Source organism: Flavobacterium undicola, from assembly GCF_009909155.2.
GTDB classification, from domain to species: Bacteria; Bacteroidota; Bacteroidia; order Flavobacteriales; family Flavobacteriaceae; genus Flavobacterium; species Flavobacterium undicola.
The window spans coordinates 168,683-189,111 of the sequence record NZ_JAAAPM020000002.1 but is presented as its reverse complement, the minus strand read 5'-3'; the positions used below and the strand labels follow the sequence as shown (position 1 = coordinate 189,111).

At 30.3% G+C, this 20,429-nt stretch carries 13 protein-coding genes and 2 pseudogenes; all 15 read right to left on the bottom strand.

Translation table 11 applies throughout. The features are described 5' to 3' along the window. Positions 1–42: 42 nt before the first annotated feature. Entirely contained in the window at positions 43–8,328 is an 8,286-nt protein-coding gene (locus GTZ96_RS02075) for a non-ribosomal peptide synthetase (protein ID WP_161640925.1), read from the bottom strand. Beyond that, complete coding sequence (locus tag GTZ96_RS02070) at positions 8,329–9,207, bottom strand: amidohydrolase family protein (RefSeq protein ID WP_161640924.1); 879 nt, start codon at positions 9,205–9,207, stop codon at positions 8,329–8,331. Then, entirely contained in the window at positions 9,204–10,850 is a 1,647-nt protein-coding gene (locus tag GTZ96_RS02065; protein ID WP_161640923.1) for an AMP-binding protein, read from the bottom strand. The genes GTZ96_RS02070 and GTZ96_RS02065 overlap by 4 nt, the downstream gene beginning before the upstream one ends. Continuing rightward, positions 10,851–11,165, bottom strand: coding sequence for an acyl carrier protein (locus GTZ96_RS02060; protein ID WP_161640922.1), 315 nt, complete (start codon positions 11,163–11,165; stop codon positions 10,851–10,853). After that, on the bottom strand, positions 11,158–11,949 hold the full coding sequence (locus tag GTZ96_RS02055) for an alpha/beta hydrolase family protein (RefSeq protein ID WP_161640921.1): 792 nt from the start codon (positions 11,947–11,949) through the stop codon (positions 11,158–11,160). Before GTZ96_RS02055 ends, GTZ96_RS02060 begins: the two co-directional genes overlap by 8 nt. Beyond that, on the bottom strand, positions 11,937–12,806 hold the full coding sequence (locus GTZ96_RS02050; RefSeq protein WP_161640920.1) for a hypothetical protein: 870 nt from the start codon (positions 12,804–12,806) through the stop codon (positions 11,937–11,939). The genes GTZ96_RS02055 and GTZ96_RS02050 overlap by 13 nt, the downstream gene beginning before the upstream one ends. Before the next feature lie 11 nt (positions 12,807–12,817). Further along, positions 12,818–13,054 (bottom strand): annotated as a pseudogene (locus tag GTZ96_RS18265) (ABC transporter ATP-binding protein); the annotation flags it as partial. Positions 13,055–13,176: 122 nt separating this feature from the next. After that, on the bottom strand, positions 13,177–13,689 hold the full coding sequence (locus GTZ96_RS02045; RefSeq protein WP_161640919.1) for a UpxY family transcription antiterminator: 513 nt from the start codon (positions 13,687–13,689) through the stop codon (positions 13,177–13,179). A gap of 122 nt (positions 13,690–13,811) precedes the next feature. Next, entirely contained in the window at positions 13,812–14,183 is a 372-nt protein-coding gene (locus GTZ96_RS02040; RefSeq protein ID WP_161640918.1) for a hypothetical protein, read from the bottom strand. Positions 14,184–14,496: 313 nt separating this feature from the next. Beyond that, positions 14,497–15,501, bottom strand: a complete 1,005-nt coding sequence (locus GTZ96_RS02030) for an NAD-dependent epimerase/dehydratase family protein (RefSeq protein ID WP_161640916.1) — start codon at positions 15,499–15,501, stop codon at positions 14,497–14,499. 216 nt (positions 15,502–15,717) lie between these two features. Continuing rightward, positions 15,718–15,864: a hypothetical protein gene (locus tag GTZ96_RS02025; protein ID WP_161640915.1), complete on the bottom strand. Its 147-nt coding sequence runs from the start codon at positions 15,862–15,864 to the stop codon at positions 15,718–15,720. A gap of 63 nt (positions 15,865–15,927) precedes the next feature. Continuing rightward, entirely contained in the window at positions 15,928–16,521 is a 594-nt protein-coding gene (locus tag GTZ96_RS02020) for a hypothetical protein (RefSeq protein ID WP_161640914.1), read from the bottom strand. A 312-nt stretch (positions 16,522–16,833) separates the two neighbouring features. Further along, positions 16,834–17,178: a DDE-type integrase/transposase/recombinase gene (locus GTZ96_RS02015; protein ID WP_161640913.1), complete on the bottom strand. Its 345-nt coding sequence runs from the start codon at positions 17,176–17,178 to the stop codon at positions 16,834–16,836. A 226-nt stretch (positions 17,179–17,404) separates the two neighbouring features. Further along, positions 17,405–19,840, bottom strand: a complete 2,436-nt coding sequence (locus GTZ96_RS02010) for an outer membrane beta-barrel family protein (RefSeq protein WP_161640912.1) — start codon at positions 19,838–19,840, stop codon at positions 17,405–17,407. A 97-nt stretch (positions 19,841–19,937) separates the two neighbouring features. Beyond that, positions 19,938–20,278: pseudogene (locus GTZ96_RS02005) on the bottom strand (ArsC/Spx/MgsR family protein). Positions 20,279–20,429: the final 151 nt, after the last annotated feature.

The following is a 20,429-nucleotide window of genomic DNA, read 5'->3' as shown; positions in this document are numbered from 1 at the left end:
TAGATGGTGTCGTTTTATGTATTTATTCTAAAAAAGCTATTCTTAAATTATAAACTCTTTCCTGCCAATCTCAATCTGTGTTGGACTTTTTTTCGCAAACAATTCTGAAGACAATTGAATTGTATTTGCCTCATATAGCTCTTTGAAACTTAATTCTGTAGAAAAACAAATCTCTAATTCCATTTTAATTTTTCCTAATGACAAACTATCTCCCCCAATATGGAAAAAATTACTTGTAATACTAATATGCTCCTGTTTTAATACGCTTTTCCATATCTCAAGTATTTTTTCTTGGATATCATTTTTTGGAACTATAAAAATATCTTCTAATTCTATCTGTGGATATTGATTAGACAATAACTTCTCAATACTTATTTTACCGTTAACATTGATTGGGAATCTCTTTACCTTATAAAAACGCTTTGGAATCATATACTGCGGCAACTTTTGGGAAAGCCTATCTAAAAATATTTGAAATTCAAAAGAATCTTTACTCTCTACATGTGCTATTATATCTAATTTTTCTTTGTCATCTAATTGAGCACTTATAAAAGCATTCTTAACAGTAGTATCTAAAAGAACGGCATCTTCAATTTCTTGTAAAGAAATTCTCTGCCCTCTAATTTTAATTTGATTGTCTACTCTTCCTTTAAAAATTACTTCTCCCTTATTGTCTATATAGCCTCTATCTCCGCTTTTATAAAAAACACCATTCTCTTTCAAAATAACTAAAGCATTATCGGTTTGATTTTTATCATTAACATAGCCTTTAAAAACACCTTCACCTCCAATACAAATTTCGCCTTCTACGCCATTTGGTAATATAAAACCATTAGTATCAACAATAGCAATTTGCTTACCCTCAATTGGTTTTCCGATAGATATTAAATCTTCTTTAACCTCTACTTTTTTATAAGAAGCACAAACCGTAGTCTCAGTTGGTCCGTAGGTGTTATAAATTGGCATTTTTCCAATAAAATTACTTATATGACTTTCCTTTAAAACATCTCCTCCGGAAATTAACAATCGTAATTTATTTTTATTGAAAGAAGATGTATTCAATTCATGAATAATCAATGGTGTTGAACTAATTACAGTAACATCACGTTCTTCGACAGCTTTAATTATAGATACTATATCCTTTCCTCCTTCTTCAATGATATCAAGAGTCCCTCCAATACACAATGTTGGAAAAATTTCCTCTAAGGATGTATCAAAAGATATACTTGCTTGTTGCAATACTCGATCTTCTGTTGTTAACTCAAAATAATTTAAAAAAGTCGCCGTGTAATAATTAAGTGACCTTCGATTGATCACCACCCCTTTTGGAGTTCCTGTAGAACCAGATGTGTATAAAATATACGCTAATTCATCTTCTTTACAAACTTCAAATTTGACATCTTTAAGAATAGGCTTATTATATACCTCTTCTATCTCCAAAATATTTACAGATGAACTAAACTCGGATAGTTCTTTTGATGTACTTGTATCACATATTACGTGTTTTATATTAGCGTCTTTAATAATATGTTGGATTCTAGCTTTAGGATAATGTATATCAATAGGAACAAACACACAGTTTGATTTTAAAATGGCTAGTATGGTTATGATCGCATTTTCATCTTTTTTCATAAAAATGCCTACATATTCCTTAGATCCTATATCCCTCTTTAAAAAAGGAGCCAACTGATTAACCCTATCATATAATTGTTGGTAACTTAGGTTTCTATTATTGCAATGCAATGCTAATTTATGAGGGTTCTTTTTAGCTATTTTGCTAATAGCATCTATCACACAAGGATAATTTACTTTTGCTCTTACAGGAGTATCAAGAGATTGTTTTGCTATATGAAGAGTTTTTATATTTTCATTTTTTTTCTCGCCAACGCTCTCTATCAGCGTATTGAATTGATTCCAAAACCCTTCTATTTGCCAAGCTTCAAATACTTCTGTTTTGTATCGTATTTTTAATTCTAATCGATCTTCAATTTGGAGAAACTCAAATGTTAAATCCAGAAGGGCATTAGCATTATTAGTTGGTATTGGTGTAATATCTAAATCTGAAACATAATTTTTAAAATCGGGAATATTATTGAAATTTTGAAATAATATCAGCGTATTAAAAAGAGTCTTTCTATCCGAACTATCCTTTTCAATATCTTTAATCATATATTCAATAGGATAGTCTTGGTTATCAAATGCGTCTAAAACCGTTGTTTTTACTATAGAAAGATACTCACTAAAAGTAAACTCTTTATTTATTTGAGTTCTTACTGGTATTAATTTTAAAAAATAACCTAACTGATTTTCCAACTCTCCCAAATTACGACCTGAAAAATCGGTTCCAACAATAATATCTTCTTGGTTAGAATATTTATATAGGCATATATTAATCAAGCTCAAAACCACCATAAATAATGTACAGTGTTCTTCTTCTGCTATTTTTTTAAGCGTATTGGTTTGGTTTATATCAAATTCAAAATTCATCTCACTCCCTTCAAAAGAAGTTTCTTTGGATACCACATTATTTAACCACTGAGTAGGCTTTGGAAAATCTTTTAATTGTTGTTGCCAATATACTTTGGATTCATGTAACGACTCTATATGTTGATTGTACCAATAGCTATAATCGAAGAATTGTATATCTAATAAAAGCTCTTTAAAGGTATCTTCTTTGAGTTCTTTATAAGTTTTCAGAACTTCTGCAACAAGTACCCCTGAAGACCAACCATCTGCAATTATATGATGAATATTGTATGATAAATAAAATTCTTGATTTCCTTCTATTTCTATTATTTCAAAGGTGCAAAGCTCGTCTTTAACAAGGTCTATTATTCTATGATGATGTTGTCTTAATAATTCTGAAACATGTTTATTATTTGTTTTTCTTAATTGTATAATTTCAGATCCGGCAATCGGATATTTTTCCTTAACTCTCATTATTGGACTTCCATCTTTTTCATAAAAGTTCGTTCTTAATACTGCATATTTCTCATAGAGTCTTCTAATAGCTAACTTTAAAATTGCAATGTCCAATTTTCCATTTATTTTATAAGCTCCTGTAAGATTATAAGCTATAGATGCATCTTTAAATTGACTATATATCCAAATACTATATTGACCTGGAGTAAGGGGATGGTCATTAGAAAGAGGAGATTTATTTATCTTGACAGCCTCTGTTATTTGAAGTTTTGATATTGAATCCAGCATATTTTTAAATTCACTATGCTCAAAAATGAATTGCAGACCTATTTCAACCTTATATACATCACGAACTCTTGAAAAAACTTGCAAAGCCTTTAAACTATCTCCTCCTAGCTGAAAAAAATCTGAGTCATTTTCAATACTATCAAAATCACATCTTAATACTTCACCCCATATTTTTACTAACTTAAGTTCTTTTTTTGTTTTTTGAACACTATCAATATTGACTCTCTTCTTTGGCAATTGTATAGGAATTGGAAGCTTTACACGGTCTACTTTTCCTGTTGTTGTTAATGGGAATTTCTTCAATTGCTTATAGTATTTCGGTAACATATAAGATGGTAAAAAACTGGAAAGTTGTTTTTTAAGAAATGATTCCTCAAATACAATATCTGAATCTGAAATATAATAGGCGCATAATTCGTATTCTTCTTGGTAAAGCTCTTTTAATACAACTACAGCACTTTTAATTCCATCAATTTTTAACAATTGTGATTCTATTTCTCCTAATTCTATTCTTTGACCTCTTAACTTTACTTGAAAATCTTTCCGTCCTAAGTGCATTAGCTCTCCGTCAGGAAGTCTTTTCCCCAAATCTCCTGTCAAATAAAACTGTTCACCATCAATTGTGATAAACTTTTGCTTTGTTAATTCTGGAAGTTTCCAATATCCCTTAGATAGATACCTACTCTTTAATGCTATTTCGCCTTCAACTAATACATCCACAGGAGTCTGAGCATTATCTAGAATTATGACTTCAATATCTAAACCATTATGACCTAAAGAGACATAAGGGGATGTAATCTCTGTTTTTTTTTCAATAAAGTTTTGACTACAAATATTAAATTCTGTACACCCCAAACCATTTACGAGGATACTGTTTTTATTGAATATTTTTTGATAGGATACGACATCATCTCTTAACAAAGGTTCTCCTGCTAAATATATCAGTCGAACATTTTTTAAGTATTTTTTCTTATCTTCAACAACAGTCACTTCTTCTATCATACTTCGAAAAACCGTTGGAACTGAATGGTATATTGTAACCTTTGATTTTGAAATCGTTTCCAACATCCCTGAAATTCCTTCACTTTTAATATCAATAATTTTAATTGAAGCACCACTTAATAACGCTCCGAATGTATCCATCATGGAGGCACTAAAATTAAAAGTAGGAATCAACGAAATGCAATCTTCAGGACAGATTTCCAAACTATTAATAAAACTATAGGCAATATGCATAATATATTGCTGAGTTTGAATAACACCTTTAGGAAGTCCTGTAGAACCAGATGTATATAATATATAAGCCCTTGTTTCAGAATTGGTATTTGCTAGCTCATTTCTTTCAATAACATCTTGTGCTTTTAACTGGTCAATAATAACAATATCGACAGAAATATTTAAAGCTGTTACTAATTTCTGTACCTCCTTATAGTTAGAAGAATCTGTAAGAACTCTTTGGATTTCTGCATCTTTGATAATATATTCTTTTCTATCATCTGGAAGTGTCAAATCAACTGGTACATAGGCATTACCTGTTTTTAGAGTAGCCAACATCCCTACTATCATGTGCTCATGATGCCCAAAACACAAACCTATATTTTCAGCTTTCCCATTTTCTATATAGGCTGCTATATTGTTGGCATAGATATATACCTCTTCATAAGAGTATTCTTTTTCAATACCATTAATAGCGATTCTTTTAGAATTTGATTGTGCCACCTGCTTAAACTTTTCCCAAACAGATAACTCTCTTTCTTTTTCAGAAAAGAGCTTATGATTTCTTATTACTGGAATCCGTTTATTTACAATAGACTCATATTTTTTTTCTCGAATTAAACTATCTGGAACATGTACAATATCAGAGAGGATATATTTATAAAAGAAAACTATATTTTGAATCGCCTCTTGAGAAAAATCGGCACTCTTGTAATCCAAACGAAACTCTATTTTTGTGTCTGTAGGTAGAGCATATAAATTTAAATCAAAATTCAAATCTACTCCAGGATTAATACCATAAACTGCTTCTAAAGATTCAATAACCAAATTATTTTCTTGATTATTCATAAAGTTAAAAAAAACGGTGCTTAACCCCAGCCTGTCTTCATCAATCCCTACTTCTAAATCTTCTAATATTTTTTGAAAAGGGTAATTGGCATATTGTAAAGATGCCCTTGTTTGATTATATATTTTTTTTACAAACATTGAAAGGTTTTCATCTTTCTTAATACTTGTTTTTAGCATAACACTATTAATAAATAAACCAATAGCCTCTTCGTATTTTTTCTTCTCTCTTAAAGATACTGGAGTACCAATAGTAATTACATCATTACCCGAAAGACGGTTTAGTAGTATATAATAGCCTGAAAGCAAAAAAGAAAACAAATTTATTTTTTCTCTTTTTACATAATCTTTAATTGCTAATAACTCGGTTTTTTCTATTGAAAACAAAATGCTCGTAGCAGTATTATCAATACTGTTGCTTGTCTTCTTTGGTAGTTGTAAAGGAACTTTTCCTGAGTCTAACTGGTGTTTCCAGAATTCTTTTTGCTTTTTTAGTAAATCCTTATCTAAAATGGATTCTTCTCTACAGAAATCCTTAAAACTATTTTGAGGTGATGAGGCTAATAAAGACTGTTGATCTTTACTCAAAGCATCATATACTTTTTGAAACTCATTTAACAATAAACTAACTGATTTTCCATCTACCAAGATATGGTGTATTACTAATACAGCTATAAATTCCTTAGAATTTACACATAGACACGCTATTCTTAACAAAGGCCCTTTTTCCAACGAAAAAGAGGTTCTTGAAAAATCTTTAATATATTGATTTTTTGACATCTCATCAACCAATTCACAAACATCAATATTGACTTTATAGTCCTTTTGAATCTTTTGGTAAAGTGTCTCTTTTTCAAATTCAAATACGGTCTTTAGCACATCGTATTTGTCTATTAAATGTTGAAATGCTTCTTGTACTTTTTCAGCATCTAACGAACCTTTCAGTTTTTTTTTAACGGTAATATGATACCCCGAATTTAAAAGATCTCTCTGCTGATTTATCCAAATACTTTGTTGTAAATAAGACGCTCTTACTTTTTCTTGATTATTTTCTTCTTCATCTGTTATGTTTTCCTCATAATTATCAATGAGCAACGCTAATTCATCTATTGTAGGATGACTATAAATTTGCTCTAAGGGAATTTCCTTACCAAACTCATCTTCTATAAAAAACACCAATCTTGTTACAGAAATAGAGTCTAATCCAAATTCTAAAAGATTCTGATTCTTTTTGATTTGTTGCTCAAGGTTTAGCTCAGCTTGAAAAAAATCTTGTATCTTTTTCTTTGTATTTGATATACTTACAATTGTTTTTTGCTTAATTAATGTTTTATCCTTTTTTAAATCTAAAAAAGAGCCTATTTCTCTAAAATTGTTTTTTAAATATACTTCTTTATTGGCTCTTCTTTGAATTTTACCACTAGATGTTTTTAAAAGAGCTCCTCTTCTTATCAATACAATATCATATACCGACAGTTTATATACATTAAATATTTCTGAGTGTATACTTCGAATTACATCACTTACATTCATCTCTTTAGACATAACAGATTCAGCAACAACAACAATGCTTTCCTTATCATTTATAAGTACACTGAATACTGCAACTGAACCAGATATGATATTTTCATGAGATTTAGAAACGACTTCTTCTATATCTTGGGGGTAATAATTTTTACCATGTATAATCAATATATCCTTTAAACGTCCGGCTATATATAATTGATTTTTATGCAAAAGGCCTAAATCTCCCGTTTTAAAAAATAAACCTTGAGTACCTTCAATTTTGTTTTGAAAATGTTTTGTTGTTTCTTCTAAATTTTGCCAATAACCTTTTGAGATACTTTTTCCTTGCAAACAAATTTCGCCTACCTCGCCTTCATTTACCTCTCTTCCATTTTCGCCAATAATCTTAATATCAAATCCATTGACTACCTCTCCACAAGAAACCAATTCTCTCTTTTCTAAACCAGCTCCTTTTTCTTCAATATTAAATTGTAATTGATCTTCAGTAAATTTTTCTGTTACAATTGGTTTGTTTGCGCCTTTACCTGCAACTAATAAAGTTGTTTCTGCCATACCATAACAAGGGACAAAGCTACTTTTTTTAAAACCACAAATTTCAAATCTACCTGCAAAACTATTAATGGTATCTAACGAAATTGGTTCCGCTCCGTTAAAAGCGGTTATCCAACTTCTTAAATCAAGTTCATTTAAAACAGACTCGTTAACATTCTTTACGCATAAATCGTAAGCAAAGTTTGGACCTCCACTCACAGTCGCTTTATATTTTGAAATGGCTTGTAACCATAATTCTGGCGTTCTCAAAAATTGAACGGGAGGGAATAATATCGCTCTAAATCCACTATATACTGATTGTAATATATTACCAACCAAACCCATGTCATGATAAAAAGGCAACCAACCAACTAGTATTGATGCTTCATGAAGTTGAAATAACTGTTTTATTTGTTCCTGGTTGTCCATCAAATTTTCATGAGAAACAATGACTCCCTTAGGTACCCCAGTAGAACCTGATGTATATTGTAAAAACGCAACTTCGGTTGAAATGTTTACTTGAGGTCGTTTACTACTTTTATTTGTATCGATTTTATCCAAATAGATTATCGAGCTATCTATAGTATCAATTTTTGACAAGACTTTTTCGTAACCTATACCTGATACTGTTAAAATTGATACTGGAGTGGCATCCTCCAAAATCCCCTTCATTCTATCTACACTCCTATTCATTTTAGGAGGATAAGAAGGCACCGCGATCGTGCCTGCATACAAACAACCAAAAAAAGCTTTTATAAAATCTACCCCAGGCGGAAAAAACAAAACAATACGATCCCCACTTTTAAAATCAGTTAAAAGCCTATTTGCAATACTGCATGCGCTATTATGTAACTCTTTATAAGTTAAATTCAGTTCATCTTCCAGTCCATTTTCTAAAAACGTATAGGCTATTTTCTCAGGAGAAACTAAAGCTCTATATTCTAAAACTTCTGAAATAGAAGTAAATTTCTCAATACATTTAGAATTTTTTTCAAACATTTATTTTGATAAAATTTTTAAAGCGTTATTGTAAAAAATATTTTCTAACAACCTAGGGTTATCTATTTTAGATTCTTCATATAATGATTTAATAGAATCCACTAAATAACTCAAGGGTTTCATCATATTATTAATAGGCCAATCCGATCCAAATAAAATTTTATGATTATAAGATTCTTCAAAAATTAACTTTAAATCTTCTTTTTTTGCTATTTTGAACCCTGCTATATCTGCATAAACATTACTCTTTTGAATCAACTCTTTTACAATAGGATCATTCAATTTATATCCAGCATGAGCCAGCACAAAATTAGCTTTAGGATAAAGATCAACGATCTCTATAAAGTCTTTAGGTTCTGCATATTCATTTTTAAGTCCTTTGATTGAAAACCCTGTATGCGACAAAATGGTTAGTCCCTTATCATTAGCATATTGATAGCAATTTTTCATTAGTGGATCATTCACTTTAAAGTTAAAAGGTGGGTACAACTTAATCCCATGAAAATTATATTCTTCAATACCTCTTTGCAACAATTCAAAACCTCCTTTACGCAAGGGGTGGTAGCCTCCAAATACAAAAAATCGATCTGGATATTTTTTTAAGACGTCTCTATGTCGTTCGTACTTTTCTTCAATCGTTTCTTTAGAGGCTCCTATATAATCATTGTCATCAACTATTAACAAGACAGCCTTCTGAATTTCAGAGTCATCCATTTGTTTGATTAGCTTTTCCCCAAAGTCATCCCTTAAAAACAATTTTAATAACGATAACTGCTTGGAATCCTCTGAATCTGTCTTGCCTAAATTGAAAAGACTTGCTAAAAATGTATCTGGATATATTTTATGATATGCCAAATGTGTATGGAAATCTATAATCATACTTTAATTAGCGGTTCTTCTAGTTTTATATATTTCCCTATAACGGTTTTCCGCTTTAACTTTAAGGTAGCTGTCAATAAACCATTTTCAACAGAAGGCTCTTCTTTGATAATCCTAAAGTTTTTGATTTGTTCGTAGGAAGCTAAACTTTTATTTAAATCTGAAATTTGAAATTGGGCTTGTGTCTTTATAAGTGTTTTCGAAAAAATTAAACAATCTATAGATTGCTTATTTGAAGAATATACAAGAACTCGAGCATTATCTAGCAAAGCAGATAATTTATTTTGAATTGCATCAGGGTGTATCTTTTTACCTCTTTCTAAAACAATGACATCATCCAACCTCCCTGTTATATAAAGAAAACCTTGTTTATCAAGATAACCAGTATCTCCAGTATGAATATAATCTTCTTTTATATTCAAAACCTCTTTATTTATAGTATCGTAATCTTCGTTATACTTAATAAGAACTTCATCCTCATTCCCAATTTTAACAGCTAAGTTTTTTCGTGGTTTTCCGACACTTCCTAGTCTATAATGTCTAGGGGAATTCATAATAATGGTTGATAATTCACTTTGGCTGTAAGCTTCATATAGCCGTACTCCAACTTTCTCAAAAGTTTCCAAGGTCTTCCGTTTTGTAGGAGCACTTCCTGTAATAAACAAGTCAGCTCGTCCTCCATAAATTTTTTTCACCTTTTGAAATAGTTGTTTTGTAAAAAACTGCTTGATTGGATTTCCATTTTTTAATTTATTAAAATTGTATTTATTAAAAATTATAAATAATTTTTGTTGCTTTTTATCAAAACGTTCTATTCTAGCCTCAATTAAAGATGCCATTGCATCATATACAGGAGGAATAGAGACCATGATATTGGGTTTTTCCATCATGATATGTTTGATACAATTTTTTGATTCGGAAAGTACAATGTCTATTTTATTATTAATGGCTATTTGAATGAACCAACGCTGCATGGGATGCGAAAGAGGGAGAAAAATAATCAATTTATTATCTTTCGTTTTCTTTATAATATACCAAATAGACCCTCTGTAGCTCCAATAAAATTTAAGCTTTTCTAATAAGGATTTCTTATCTTCTTTTATATCCTGAAATGTCCTCTTAATATATTTAATCTGTTGAGAAGTCCCAGATGAAAACACAATACTATAATCTTCTTGAATCAAATTTTCTTCTGAAATAATCTGATCTTGATAATTTATCAATTCAACATCATTCTTTATAGATTCTGTGCAATTGAAATAATAAATTTGAGTCGTTTCAATAGTTCCATAAACATCTTTTAGGCTGAAATCGAGTAGTAATATGTCTATATCTAAATCCTTTATGATTTTATCAATGACTTCTACTCCTAAAGATTCGGGAAGTCCCGCTGACTTATAACCACCTTTAATACAAGCATGATCAAAAACTACCCACTTATATGATGTCGCCCCTAATATACCAATCCTATTTATTTCGCCATTAGAGTTTTCTATTGATTTTAATATCTTAATATGTTTATCAATATCAACTGAAAAAGAAGCAAAGGTTTTTTCTATTCTTTCTTTACCTTCAAAATAAACAATCGAATTTGAATTGTTTTTTTTGAGTTCTTTATATTTTTTATAAATAAAGTCTCTCACTTAAACTTTGTTGTTTTTTAGTTCATCTATAAGATCAATAACGTCCTGAACAGTTTGCATTGTTGAAAGATCTATTTTTTCAACAATGTCTTCCAAATCCATTTCTAATATATCTTCAAAAGCTAATAAAATATTCAAAAACTTTATAGAATCCAATCCCAAATTTTCTAATTCAGCTTCTGGATATATATCCCCTTTATCAATATCTCCAACGACTTCCGAAATTAGTTCTTTTACGGTATCTAAAGTAGAAACTTCAAAGACAGATTTTTCTTTAGTTTTTTTTTTCTCTTTTCTATTAAAAAGATTAAACATACTTCAAAATTTCAATTGTTAATGATTCTGTTTTTGCCATTTCCATCGTGTTCCAAAATGATGTTGTCTTTTCTTTTATTAATTTAATTTTGTTCCCGGATGAATTCAAATCCTCTTGTAACTTCAATAATTTTTTATAATTCAATGTATCCAATGAAAAAAGGAAGATATTTTTATCACTGAGGATATATTGAAATACATCCAAATTCATCAACTCCTCAGTTAAAGTAGCCCTTATTAAATATCCTTGATGATCTTCAAATTCTTCTCCATTAATAATTACCTTCTCCCCTACATTCTTCATCTTATTTAACATAAAAAAAGCCTTTCTACGTAGACGAAGCTCCATAAGGTAGCGTTTACCCGAAGTGATTGGATCTATTAAAAAAACAGTTTCCAACTCTTTGTATTCTGATGCTATCTTTAATGCTAAACTGGCTCCAAATCGTATTCCCAAAATTGAAACATTAGTAATTCCGATTTCAATATGAATAAAATTCATAATAGCTTTACAACTTTCTAAACAGGAATTAATGGTAAATTCTTCAAAATCTCCATAACTATCTCCTGTTCCATAATAATCAAACCTAATTACGGTATAACCTTTATTAGTTAAAGCACGAGCCGTATCCGCTTGGAATTTTTGAGACCTCTTTTTTTCATCAAATAAAGGATTTACAAAAAGAAACGCTTTATCATTCGACTTTATAGGATAGTGAATATGTAAACAGAGATTTGCTTTTTTTTCAGGAATCTCAAAAATTTTATAAATTAATTTTTCCATTCAAAACCAGATAACCATCCCATTAGGATTGAATTGACATCCTTTTTAAACTGATATCCAAAAAAATTATGATCAGAGCCTTTAACAACTTTGAACACAAATGAAGAAAGTACACCATTATCTACTAATTTATTCCAATGATTTTTTGAATCTATGAATTCTTGATCTAGTTCACCATAGATGCTGTATACTTCAATCGTTTTATTAACAATCAACTGTGAAGATTTTTGTTTTTTTATTGTGTGATTTTCTGGAATCACATTTCTAACTATTTTTTTCCAGTTCAAATCAAAATGGATTAATTTTATCCAAGTCTGTTTCTTAAAAACTTTATGCCAATAAGATTTTAGATTTTTCTTATTAACACTAGTACCACTAACATAATCTAAATAGGTTGGAGATAGAAATATAACTGAAATATAAGACCTTTTTATTGCATACCTTAAAATTGGTTCGCAACCCAATGAAATGCTCAACAATAAATAATTTGAAAATGTATATGGACTTTTGCTAAAAAAACCTGTAATCTCGTCTAAATAACTATTATACCAAGAAATTAGTGGATTTTCTGAATTATCTATGATTTCCTTATGATCTTGAATTGAATCACCTGCCCGATTCATATCCATTCTAAAACTTGAATATCCGAATTTCGCAGCTTCTCTAGCTATTTCAACAAATATCCTTTGAGGCCCTATTCTGGTACCACTTACAGCTGGAACTAATACTAGTAAAGGTTTGTTTTCTCCAATTTTCACAACATTGGAACGGGTTAAAATTCCAAATATTGAATTGGAATCAGATTTAATACAAATTCCCTCTTCGTGATAAGCTTCTATAGTGCTATTATTATACATTAATCACTCTTTTAGATCTCTTCCTCAATTAACTTTTCAACTATTTTTCCATCATATAAAAACACTCTTCTACTAGCATATGTTGCATTCCTCTTAGAGTGGGGCACCATAATAATAGTCGTTCCATCTTTATTCAATTCCTAAAGCAAGTCCATCACTTCCTTACCGTTTTTGGAATCTAAATTTCCAGTCGGTTCATCTGCTAAAATAAATTTTGGTTTAAAAGCAATTGCCCTTGCAACAGTTAGCTAGAGTGAAAGGCAGTCTTTTTTTAAGGTTTCTAAAAGAGGTTTTTAAATAATTTGATCATATCATCTATATTTTTTATTCTTTAAAATGAACAATCGATTACATTCACAAGTGTGGATAATTAAAGTATTTCTGCAAAATGAATCTTATTTATCTCTGCGATAATACAACTTCGCAGAGAATCAATCCGAACAACAACTTTTTCTTTTCCTTTGTAGTCAACAATAAAACAATCATATCCCAAAAAAGGGCCTGAATTAATTTTCCTTTTTTCACCTATACAGATTTCAAAAGGAGCCAATTCAACGTCTAATAATTCCCCTATAAAAAGTTTAATTGATTTTATTTCCTTATCAGTAACAATAGCGGGTTTACCTTGAATGGTGATATAACTATATGCTCCATCAGGTTTAAGTGCTTTGGATTGGTCTTCACTATTTTTCAAAAAAACAAAGATATATGATTTAAACAATGGCGTATTAACTGTTTTCTTGCGGTCACTCCATTGCCTAATCGTTTTTCTAAGAGGAAGGAAGACATCAAAGTCCTCCTTTAATACATCATATACTTTTTTCTCACAATTAGATTTTGTGTAAATGACATACCATCCACTCCTAAAATGTATACTCTTCATAAAATTAAATATTATAGCTGTCAGCTATTTTAAAATCAAGTAGTTGTAGATAATTTATTTTGAAAATCTATTTTTCAGTGTTTTACTATCCGATTGGATATAGCTGCGCCACTTCAGTTACACTAAATTATTAATATTTTTCTTATTTTAGGATAAAACCAAGAATAGAAATATTGTAGGTGCGAACTTACTTTATTTTTTTTTTTAAAAAAAATTTTTTGTGTGAAAAATAATAAATATTCTGCGTTAAAAATACAGATTAAGTTTAAACCTTTAAAATTTGTTGTTCTCAAAAATCCCTTAACAACACTATTTACATTTTCAACACCATCATCTGTCACTAAAGAAATAACATCTTTGTTTTTATGCTCCAAATAAGCTTCCTGTAATAAGTTTTTAATAGCTTTTGGACTAGAGCTATTTTCAATACTATAACCTAAAATAATCTTAGAATAATGATCCATCAAAAAAATGAATATAATGTTTCTTTCCATCCAAAGTCTTCAAAATAGTTACATCAGCGCATCAAACTTCATTGGGTTTATAACTCTTTAATGAAGAATATTTTATTCTGGTATGCAAATGTGGATATGCAAATAAAAACTGCACATAAGATAAGAATAATCACCAAATAATTTTGGACCTAAATAACGGGTAAGAATCATACTAGTCACTAATCCTAAAGGAATTCCAATAATATTGACCAAATACAATAAAATAACTTGCTTGGATTTTTTAGTACTTTACGAATTTTTAAGTTCGTATATTTTTTTCTTCACTTTTATTTTAATTTCAATTTTAAATAAATCAAACCAATTCTGGATACTGCTTTACCCATTTTATAAACTCTTCAATACCTTGCTTTATTTTAACATTGGGTTCATAAGCATAACTATCTCTTAATTTATCAATATTAGCCCATGTCGATTTTACATCACCTGCTTGCATTGGCATAAAATTCTTTATTGCTTTTTTATCTAAGGCAAGTTCAAGCTCTTCAATGAAATTCATTAAATTAACAGGAAATCCATTTCCAATATTAAGTACATTATAATTACTTTCAACTTTCATTGAAGCTGAATAAATACCATTTGCAATATCCTCCACATAAGTAAAGTCTCTTGACATATCTCCATTATTAAACACATTGATAGGTTTATTATTCAAAATAGCCTTTGCAAAAAGCATCGGTGCCATATCAGGTCTCCCCCATGGTCCATAAACTGTGAAAAATCGCAAACAAGTAATTGGAATTTTATAAAGACTACTATAGGAATGTGCCATCAATTCATTACCTTTTTTGGTAGCGGCATACAAACTTACAGGACTATCCACCTTGTCATCTTCGCTAAATGGAATTTTTGTATTAGCTCCATAAACAGAAGAGGAAGAAGCATGAATAAGATGTTTGACTGGATAACTTCTACAGGCTTCTAAAATATAATGAAACCCTATAATATTAGATTGAATATAAACATCTGGATTTTCAATAGAATAACGAACTCCTCCTTGTGCTGCCAAATTAATAACAAAATCAAAGTTTTCCTTTTGGAACAAATTAAATAATTGTTGCTTATCTTCCAAGTTCATTCGAACGAAACTGTACCTCGCATTTTTTGTACTTACTACCGAATGATACCATTTAATTTCATTAGTTTCAATACCAGCTTCTTTTAAACGTTGATATTTCAATTGAGGAGAATAATAATCATTTATATTATCAAGCCCCACAACTTCATGACCTTCATCAATAAATTGATTTACTGTGTGAAATCCTATGAAGCCTGCGGCTCCAGTTATTAATATTTTCATATAAATTATATTATTTTACAAAATGGATTCCTTAATTTCCTTATTTAATTTATTTGTGTTTTGGTAAGATCTCTAATTAACAAATCAAGCTTCATAAGAACATATAAAAACACCTGTATTTTTTACAAAAAGATGGCTTGTTTGTATAAAATCATTGTTTTGTTTAAAGAAATATTAAGAACTAAAATTCATTCTTAAATCGTGTTTAATTTAAATTTATATTTCATTCTTTTGACTTGTTCTTAATTTCATAAAAACATATATCAAACAAATTAGAGCTAAAATCCATAAATAATCATCTATTGGCATTCCTGCTATTGGTTTCCCTGCGTTAGCTACGTCTTCTTCCTCTAAATTCCCCATTGTATTACTACTCCCTAATCTTGATGCTGCAAAAAGTGCTGCTCCCGTTTTTAAATTAGTTTTCTATATCTGTAGTGACATCCAATAGAATATGTCTTGTGTTCCAGTAAACAATCCGTCAACATGATCTAGAGCAATGCTATATTCACCTGCTATGCTACTACTAAAGCTCAAAGGCACAATGTCAGAAGAATCAAACGGTAAGGCACGACCTTGAATCACGTACTTAGTGTTATCGAGGTAAGAATTTAACGAAAGAGTACCATCATTATAATACATTCCATCATAAAAATCTACTCCTTGGGTCGCATCGGTAATATAACCCACCGCCATTTGCGAAAAATTACCCGTCCCTGCTAAATCTGTGGCATTTAGCCAAATTGTATTTCTCTCAACTATTTGTTGTTTCACCTTAAAGAATTTCCCTGCAGTATTCAAATCTCTTTGTTTGTTATTAAAAATCAAAGTGGCTTCAGCCCTTTTCGCTTCTACAAAAAATCCTTGTCCAGTTTGAATTATGGAATTTGGATCTGCTACCTGGCTTTCATTATTAGTTACGAATGTTCCTCCTGTCCAAGTACAATAGCTTGGTGATTTTGCATTGTTAGTTTTTCTCCAAAAATATAAGGTTCCTGTAATATCGGTTGCTATTAACACGATTATTTTATAATAAATCGTCCCATATAAGGAATTACATCTAAAAACCAAACTGTTACATAAAAGTCAAAATAAAGTAACAATCTTAAAACAGGAAATGCAAAAACTTAAAACCTAATATTAGAATAAATCTAATATTAGGTTTTAAGTTTTTATATTATTTGCATTCCTCACATCTATTTTGTTGGTTTTGGGATATTCTTAGTTTCTTTTGGGCATCAAAATGAACTTTATAATGGTTTATATCCATAGTTTTTCCTGAAAATGTTATAAATATAAACATCTTCAGCTAAAGCATATACAAGTTGTTTTCTATCTTCTAAATTTCGAGGAAGTAAAAATTGATTTTTTGATTATTTTATTAAAAGCTTCAATACTAGATTTCGAAAAAGGAATATCTTTTTGAGCGATTAGACGCTTAATCTCATAATTTGTTATTCTCAAAAATCCCTTAACAACACTATTTACGTTTTCAACACCATCATCTGTCACTAAAGAAATAACATCTTTGTTTTTATGCTCCAAATAAGCTTCCTGTAATAAGTTTTTAATAGCTTTTGGACTAGAGCTATTTTCAATACTATATCCTAAAATAATCTTAGAATAATGATCTATCAAAAAATGAATATAGTGTTTCTTTCCAACTAAAGTCTTCAAAATAGTTACATCAGCACATCAAACTTCAATCCGTTTCGGATATAATGTTTAACATTCGTATCCCAAGAAATACGAGAAATGGAATAAGTCATTTTCTTTTATACTCTATAAAATTAATCTTTTCGCCTTTATCATATCTCAAAATTATATTTTTAAACCTTAATACAAAAAAGGGTTAGAAATTTTGATCCAGCCCTTTTTTATTGTTAAACAAAATTAACTATCCTTAGAAATCATCTCCATTGCCATTGTTTGGATCTTTTTCTTTCTCGTTTTTCGCTTTGTTGAATCGATAGGTGAAAGAAAGTGTGAATTGTCTTTGACTAAATTGCATTTCGCCATACGATTGAATAACATTTGGAATCAGGGTCTCCACTTTTCTTTTTCGGGAGTTAAAAACATCATTAATAGTAAAAGCAAAGGTTCCTTTGTCTTTCATAACATCTTTACTAAATCCAAGATTCATAGCAAAAACGCCTAATATTTTTCCTTGTGCGGTGTTTTGGTCGCCAGTGTAATTCATATTGGTTTGCCAATCAATTTTGTTGGGTAAAGTTACTTTTGAGTTTAATTTTGCAGACCAGGAAGAAGCATTATTGTCAAAATTTTGGGTTACTACCTGATCGTTAAAATCGGTATACGTATAATCTCCTTTGGTATCAATATTGAAAAAATTGAAATTAGAGTTTAATCTCCACCATTTGTATGGCGTATAATTTAGGTTCAGTTCGAATCCTGTTCTGAATTCTGTAGCTAAATTGATGGGTTTCGTAATGAATACGGGAACTCCATTGACAAAATCACCAGATTCCATCTTTGTGTAAATAACAACATCTTTTGTATTATTGGTGTATATTGAGGTGTTAAACAGTATTTTATCCCATTTTTTTAGGAAACCAAAATCTATCGCATCGGTCATTGACGGATCCAAATCTGGATTCCCTTTAGAGATGTTGATGTTACTGGTAAAATTGCCAAATGGATTAATCATACTTCCTCTTGGACGAGTAATTCTTCGGCTATAATTAAGAGATAAGCTGCTTTCCTTTGAAATTTCATAAGTCAAAAAGGCACTTGGGAAGATGTTGTTGTACTTTTTATGATTAAAATCATTTGAGGTAAGTTGGTTTACGTGAATATTAGAGTTTTCCCAACGAAGTCCAAATAAATAAGAGAACTTATTTTTTTTGAATCCGTACTGCGAATAAATTGCATTTATTTTTTCTATGTATTCCAGATTGTTGGTCAAATCAGTGTTGAGAACAGCACCGTTATAAATTACCGCATCTGATTTTTGATCGGTAAAGCTGCCGCGATAACCCGCTTCAAACTGTCCAGCTTTACCTGTTGGTAAAACATAATCCAATTGGTATAATTGCCTGATTATATTTTGGATATTTCGGGCGTTGTCATTACTAGACTTATTATCACTATCAGTTATATTGTTTAAGTCTTTGTAATAGTTGTTGCCAATTTGCACAAAAGCATTCAACTTATGTCCGTCTTTCTTGAATTTTTTTCGAAAACTAGATTTATATGCGACATCTACATTTTTTACTTCGTTATCGTTCGCGCGGGTTTGGGTATAATCGGTCGCAGAATTAGCATATTGTTTGTCGCGTTTTATGTTTTCTACAATAGCTTCGTCACTGTTTCTGTAATTGATGGAATTGGTCCAGGAAGTCGATTCGTTAACATACAATTCTAGTCCTAAATTTCCATTATAATTATTCGCTTTATTCTCAATTTTACGAGTTTCTTCAATGTATTCCGGAGAATTTGGTTTTGGATTTAGATATTCGGTTTGGATAAATGCATTTCCAGGATTATTTCGATAAGAATATCCTTGATTGGTAAACAGATTGTAGTGTTTTGTTTTGTAATTCAAAGTCCCACTGATGCTGTTAGTTTCGGGATAACCAGATGCTGCAATTAGAGCAGCATTAATTCCTTTATTTTTACCTTTTTTTAAGATGATGTTCAAAATCCCAGCGCCACCTTCAGCATCATATCGAGATGATGGATTGGTGATTACTTCTACTTTTTCAATGGCATCGGCCGAAATCAATCGGAGCGCTTCATTGACATTAACAGCATTCGAAGGCATTCCATCTATAAAGATGGTTACGTTTTTATTTCCTCTCAAGCTTATGGTTCCTTCCGCATTTACCGAAACAGATGGGATATTATCAAGCACGTCACTTACGGTTCCGCCTTTTACTATCAAATCATTACCAATATTATATACTTTTTTATCGAGTTTGATATCGATAGTTGTTTTTTCAGACCTTATAACTACTTCATTCAGTTGTGAAGCTTCTTCTTCCAAAGCGATTTCGCCTAAATTAGTACTTTCTCTAAGGCTGCGTCCTTTGATTATGATAGGTTTAAAAGAAATGAACTCTATTTTAATATCATAAGTTTCAGGACTAATATCAATATTAAATTCCCCTTTTGGATTTGTGATTCCTCCTGAAGTTGTTGCTTTTGGAAAATTTGGATTTGTTAAAGTAATGGTGGCATATTCGAGCGCTTGTTTACTCGTTTTCTCAATCACTTTTCCAGTAATTTTTATTTTAGCCATCTGAGGCCTTCCTTGTGAAAAACCTAGAAAGGAAGTAATCAATAGAAGGGAAGTTAGAACGTATTTTAATTTTTTCATAAATTTAAAAGAATTGTTTTTCGTATAAAAGGCCAAAAGTACATTTTGGCTACGTAATAAATCATAAATGTTTGTTAAAATATAGGATAAAGTACTATTAAATAATAGTGACTGCTTTCTCCAACGGTCTTGCAATAATTGCTTTATCTCCGTTGATAACAATAGGTCTTTCGATAAGAATTGGATTCTGAATCATAGACTGAATAATATCGTCGTCAGATACTATTTTGCCTTTGAAATTCTCTATCCAGATTTTCTCTTTTTGGCGTACCAATTCAATAGGTTTTAGGGCTAATTTTTTGATATTCCTTTTAATTCTTCAAAAGTGGGAACATCTTCCAAATATTTGATGATTTCGTATTCTTGACCTGAATTTTTTAAGAAAACAAGACATTCTCTGGATTTTCCGTAGCGGGAATTGTGATATATTTGAATCATTGCAAAAGGGATTTAATTTTGGCAAAGTAAGGGATAAAAAGAGAAAATTACACTAAATTCGGACAAAAAAATAAGTAGTAAAATTAAATTAATAAAATGTTCATTAATCAAGCATACAAAGGTGATAATACGTGGTGGCGTGTCTTGATTA

Coding starts and splice junctions, on each gene's coding strand:
- GTZ96_RS02010 (WP_161640912.1), bottom strand. CDS start 19,840: ATGAAAAAATTAAAATACGTTCTAACTTCCCTTCTATTGATTACTTCC.
- GTZ96_RS02060 (WP_161640922.1), bottom strand. CDS start 11,165: ATGTTTAATCTTTTTAATAGAAAAGAGAAAAAAAAAACTAAAGAAAAA.
- GTZ96_RS02025 (WP_161640915.1), bottom strand. CDS start 15,864: ATGGGGAATTTAGAGGAAGAAGACGTAGCTAACGCAGGGAAACCAATA.
- GTZ96_RS02030 (WP_161640916.1), bottom strand. CDS start 15,501: ATGAAAATATTAATAACTGGAGCCGCAGGCTTCATAGGATTTCACACA.
- GTZ96_RS02045 (WP_161640919.1), bottom strand. CDS start 13,689: ATGAAGAGTATACATTTTAGGAGTGGATGGTATGTCATTTACACAAAA.
- GTZ96_RS02040 (WP_161640918.1), bottom strand. CDS start 14,183: ATGGAAAGAAACATTATATTCATTTTTTTGATGGATCATTATTCTAAG.
- GTZ96_RS02050 (WP_161640920.1), bottom strand. CDS start 12,806: ATGTATAATAATAGCACTATAGAAGCTTATCACGAAGAGGGAATTTGT.
- GTZ96_RS02075 (WP_161640925.1), bottom strand. CDS start 8,328: ATGTTTGAAAAAAATTCTAAATGTATTGAGAAATTTACTTCTATTTCA.
- GTZ96_RS02055 (WP_161640921.1), bottom strand. CDS start 11,949: ATGGAAAAATTAATTTATAAAATTTTTGAGATTCCTGAAAAAAAAGCA.
- GTZ96_RS02070 (WP_161640924.1), bottom strand. CDS start 9,207: ATGATTATAGATTTCCATACACATTTGGCATATCATAAAATATATCCA.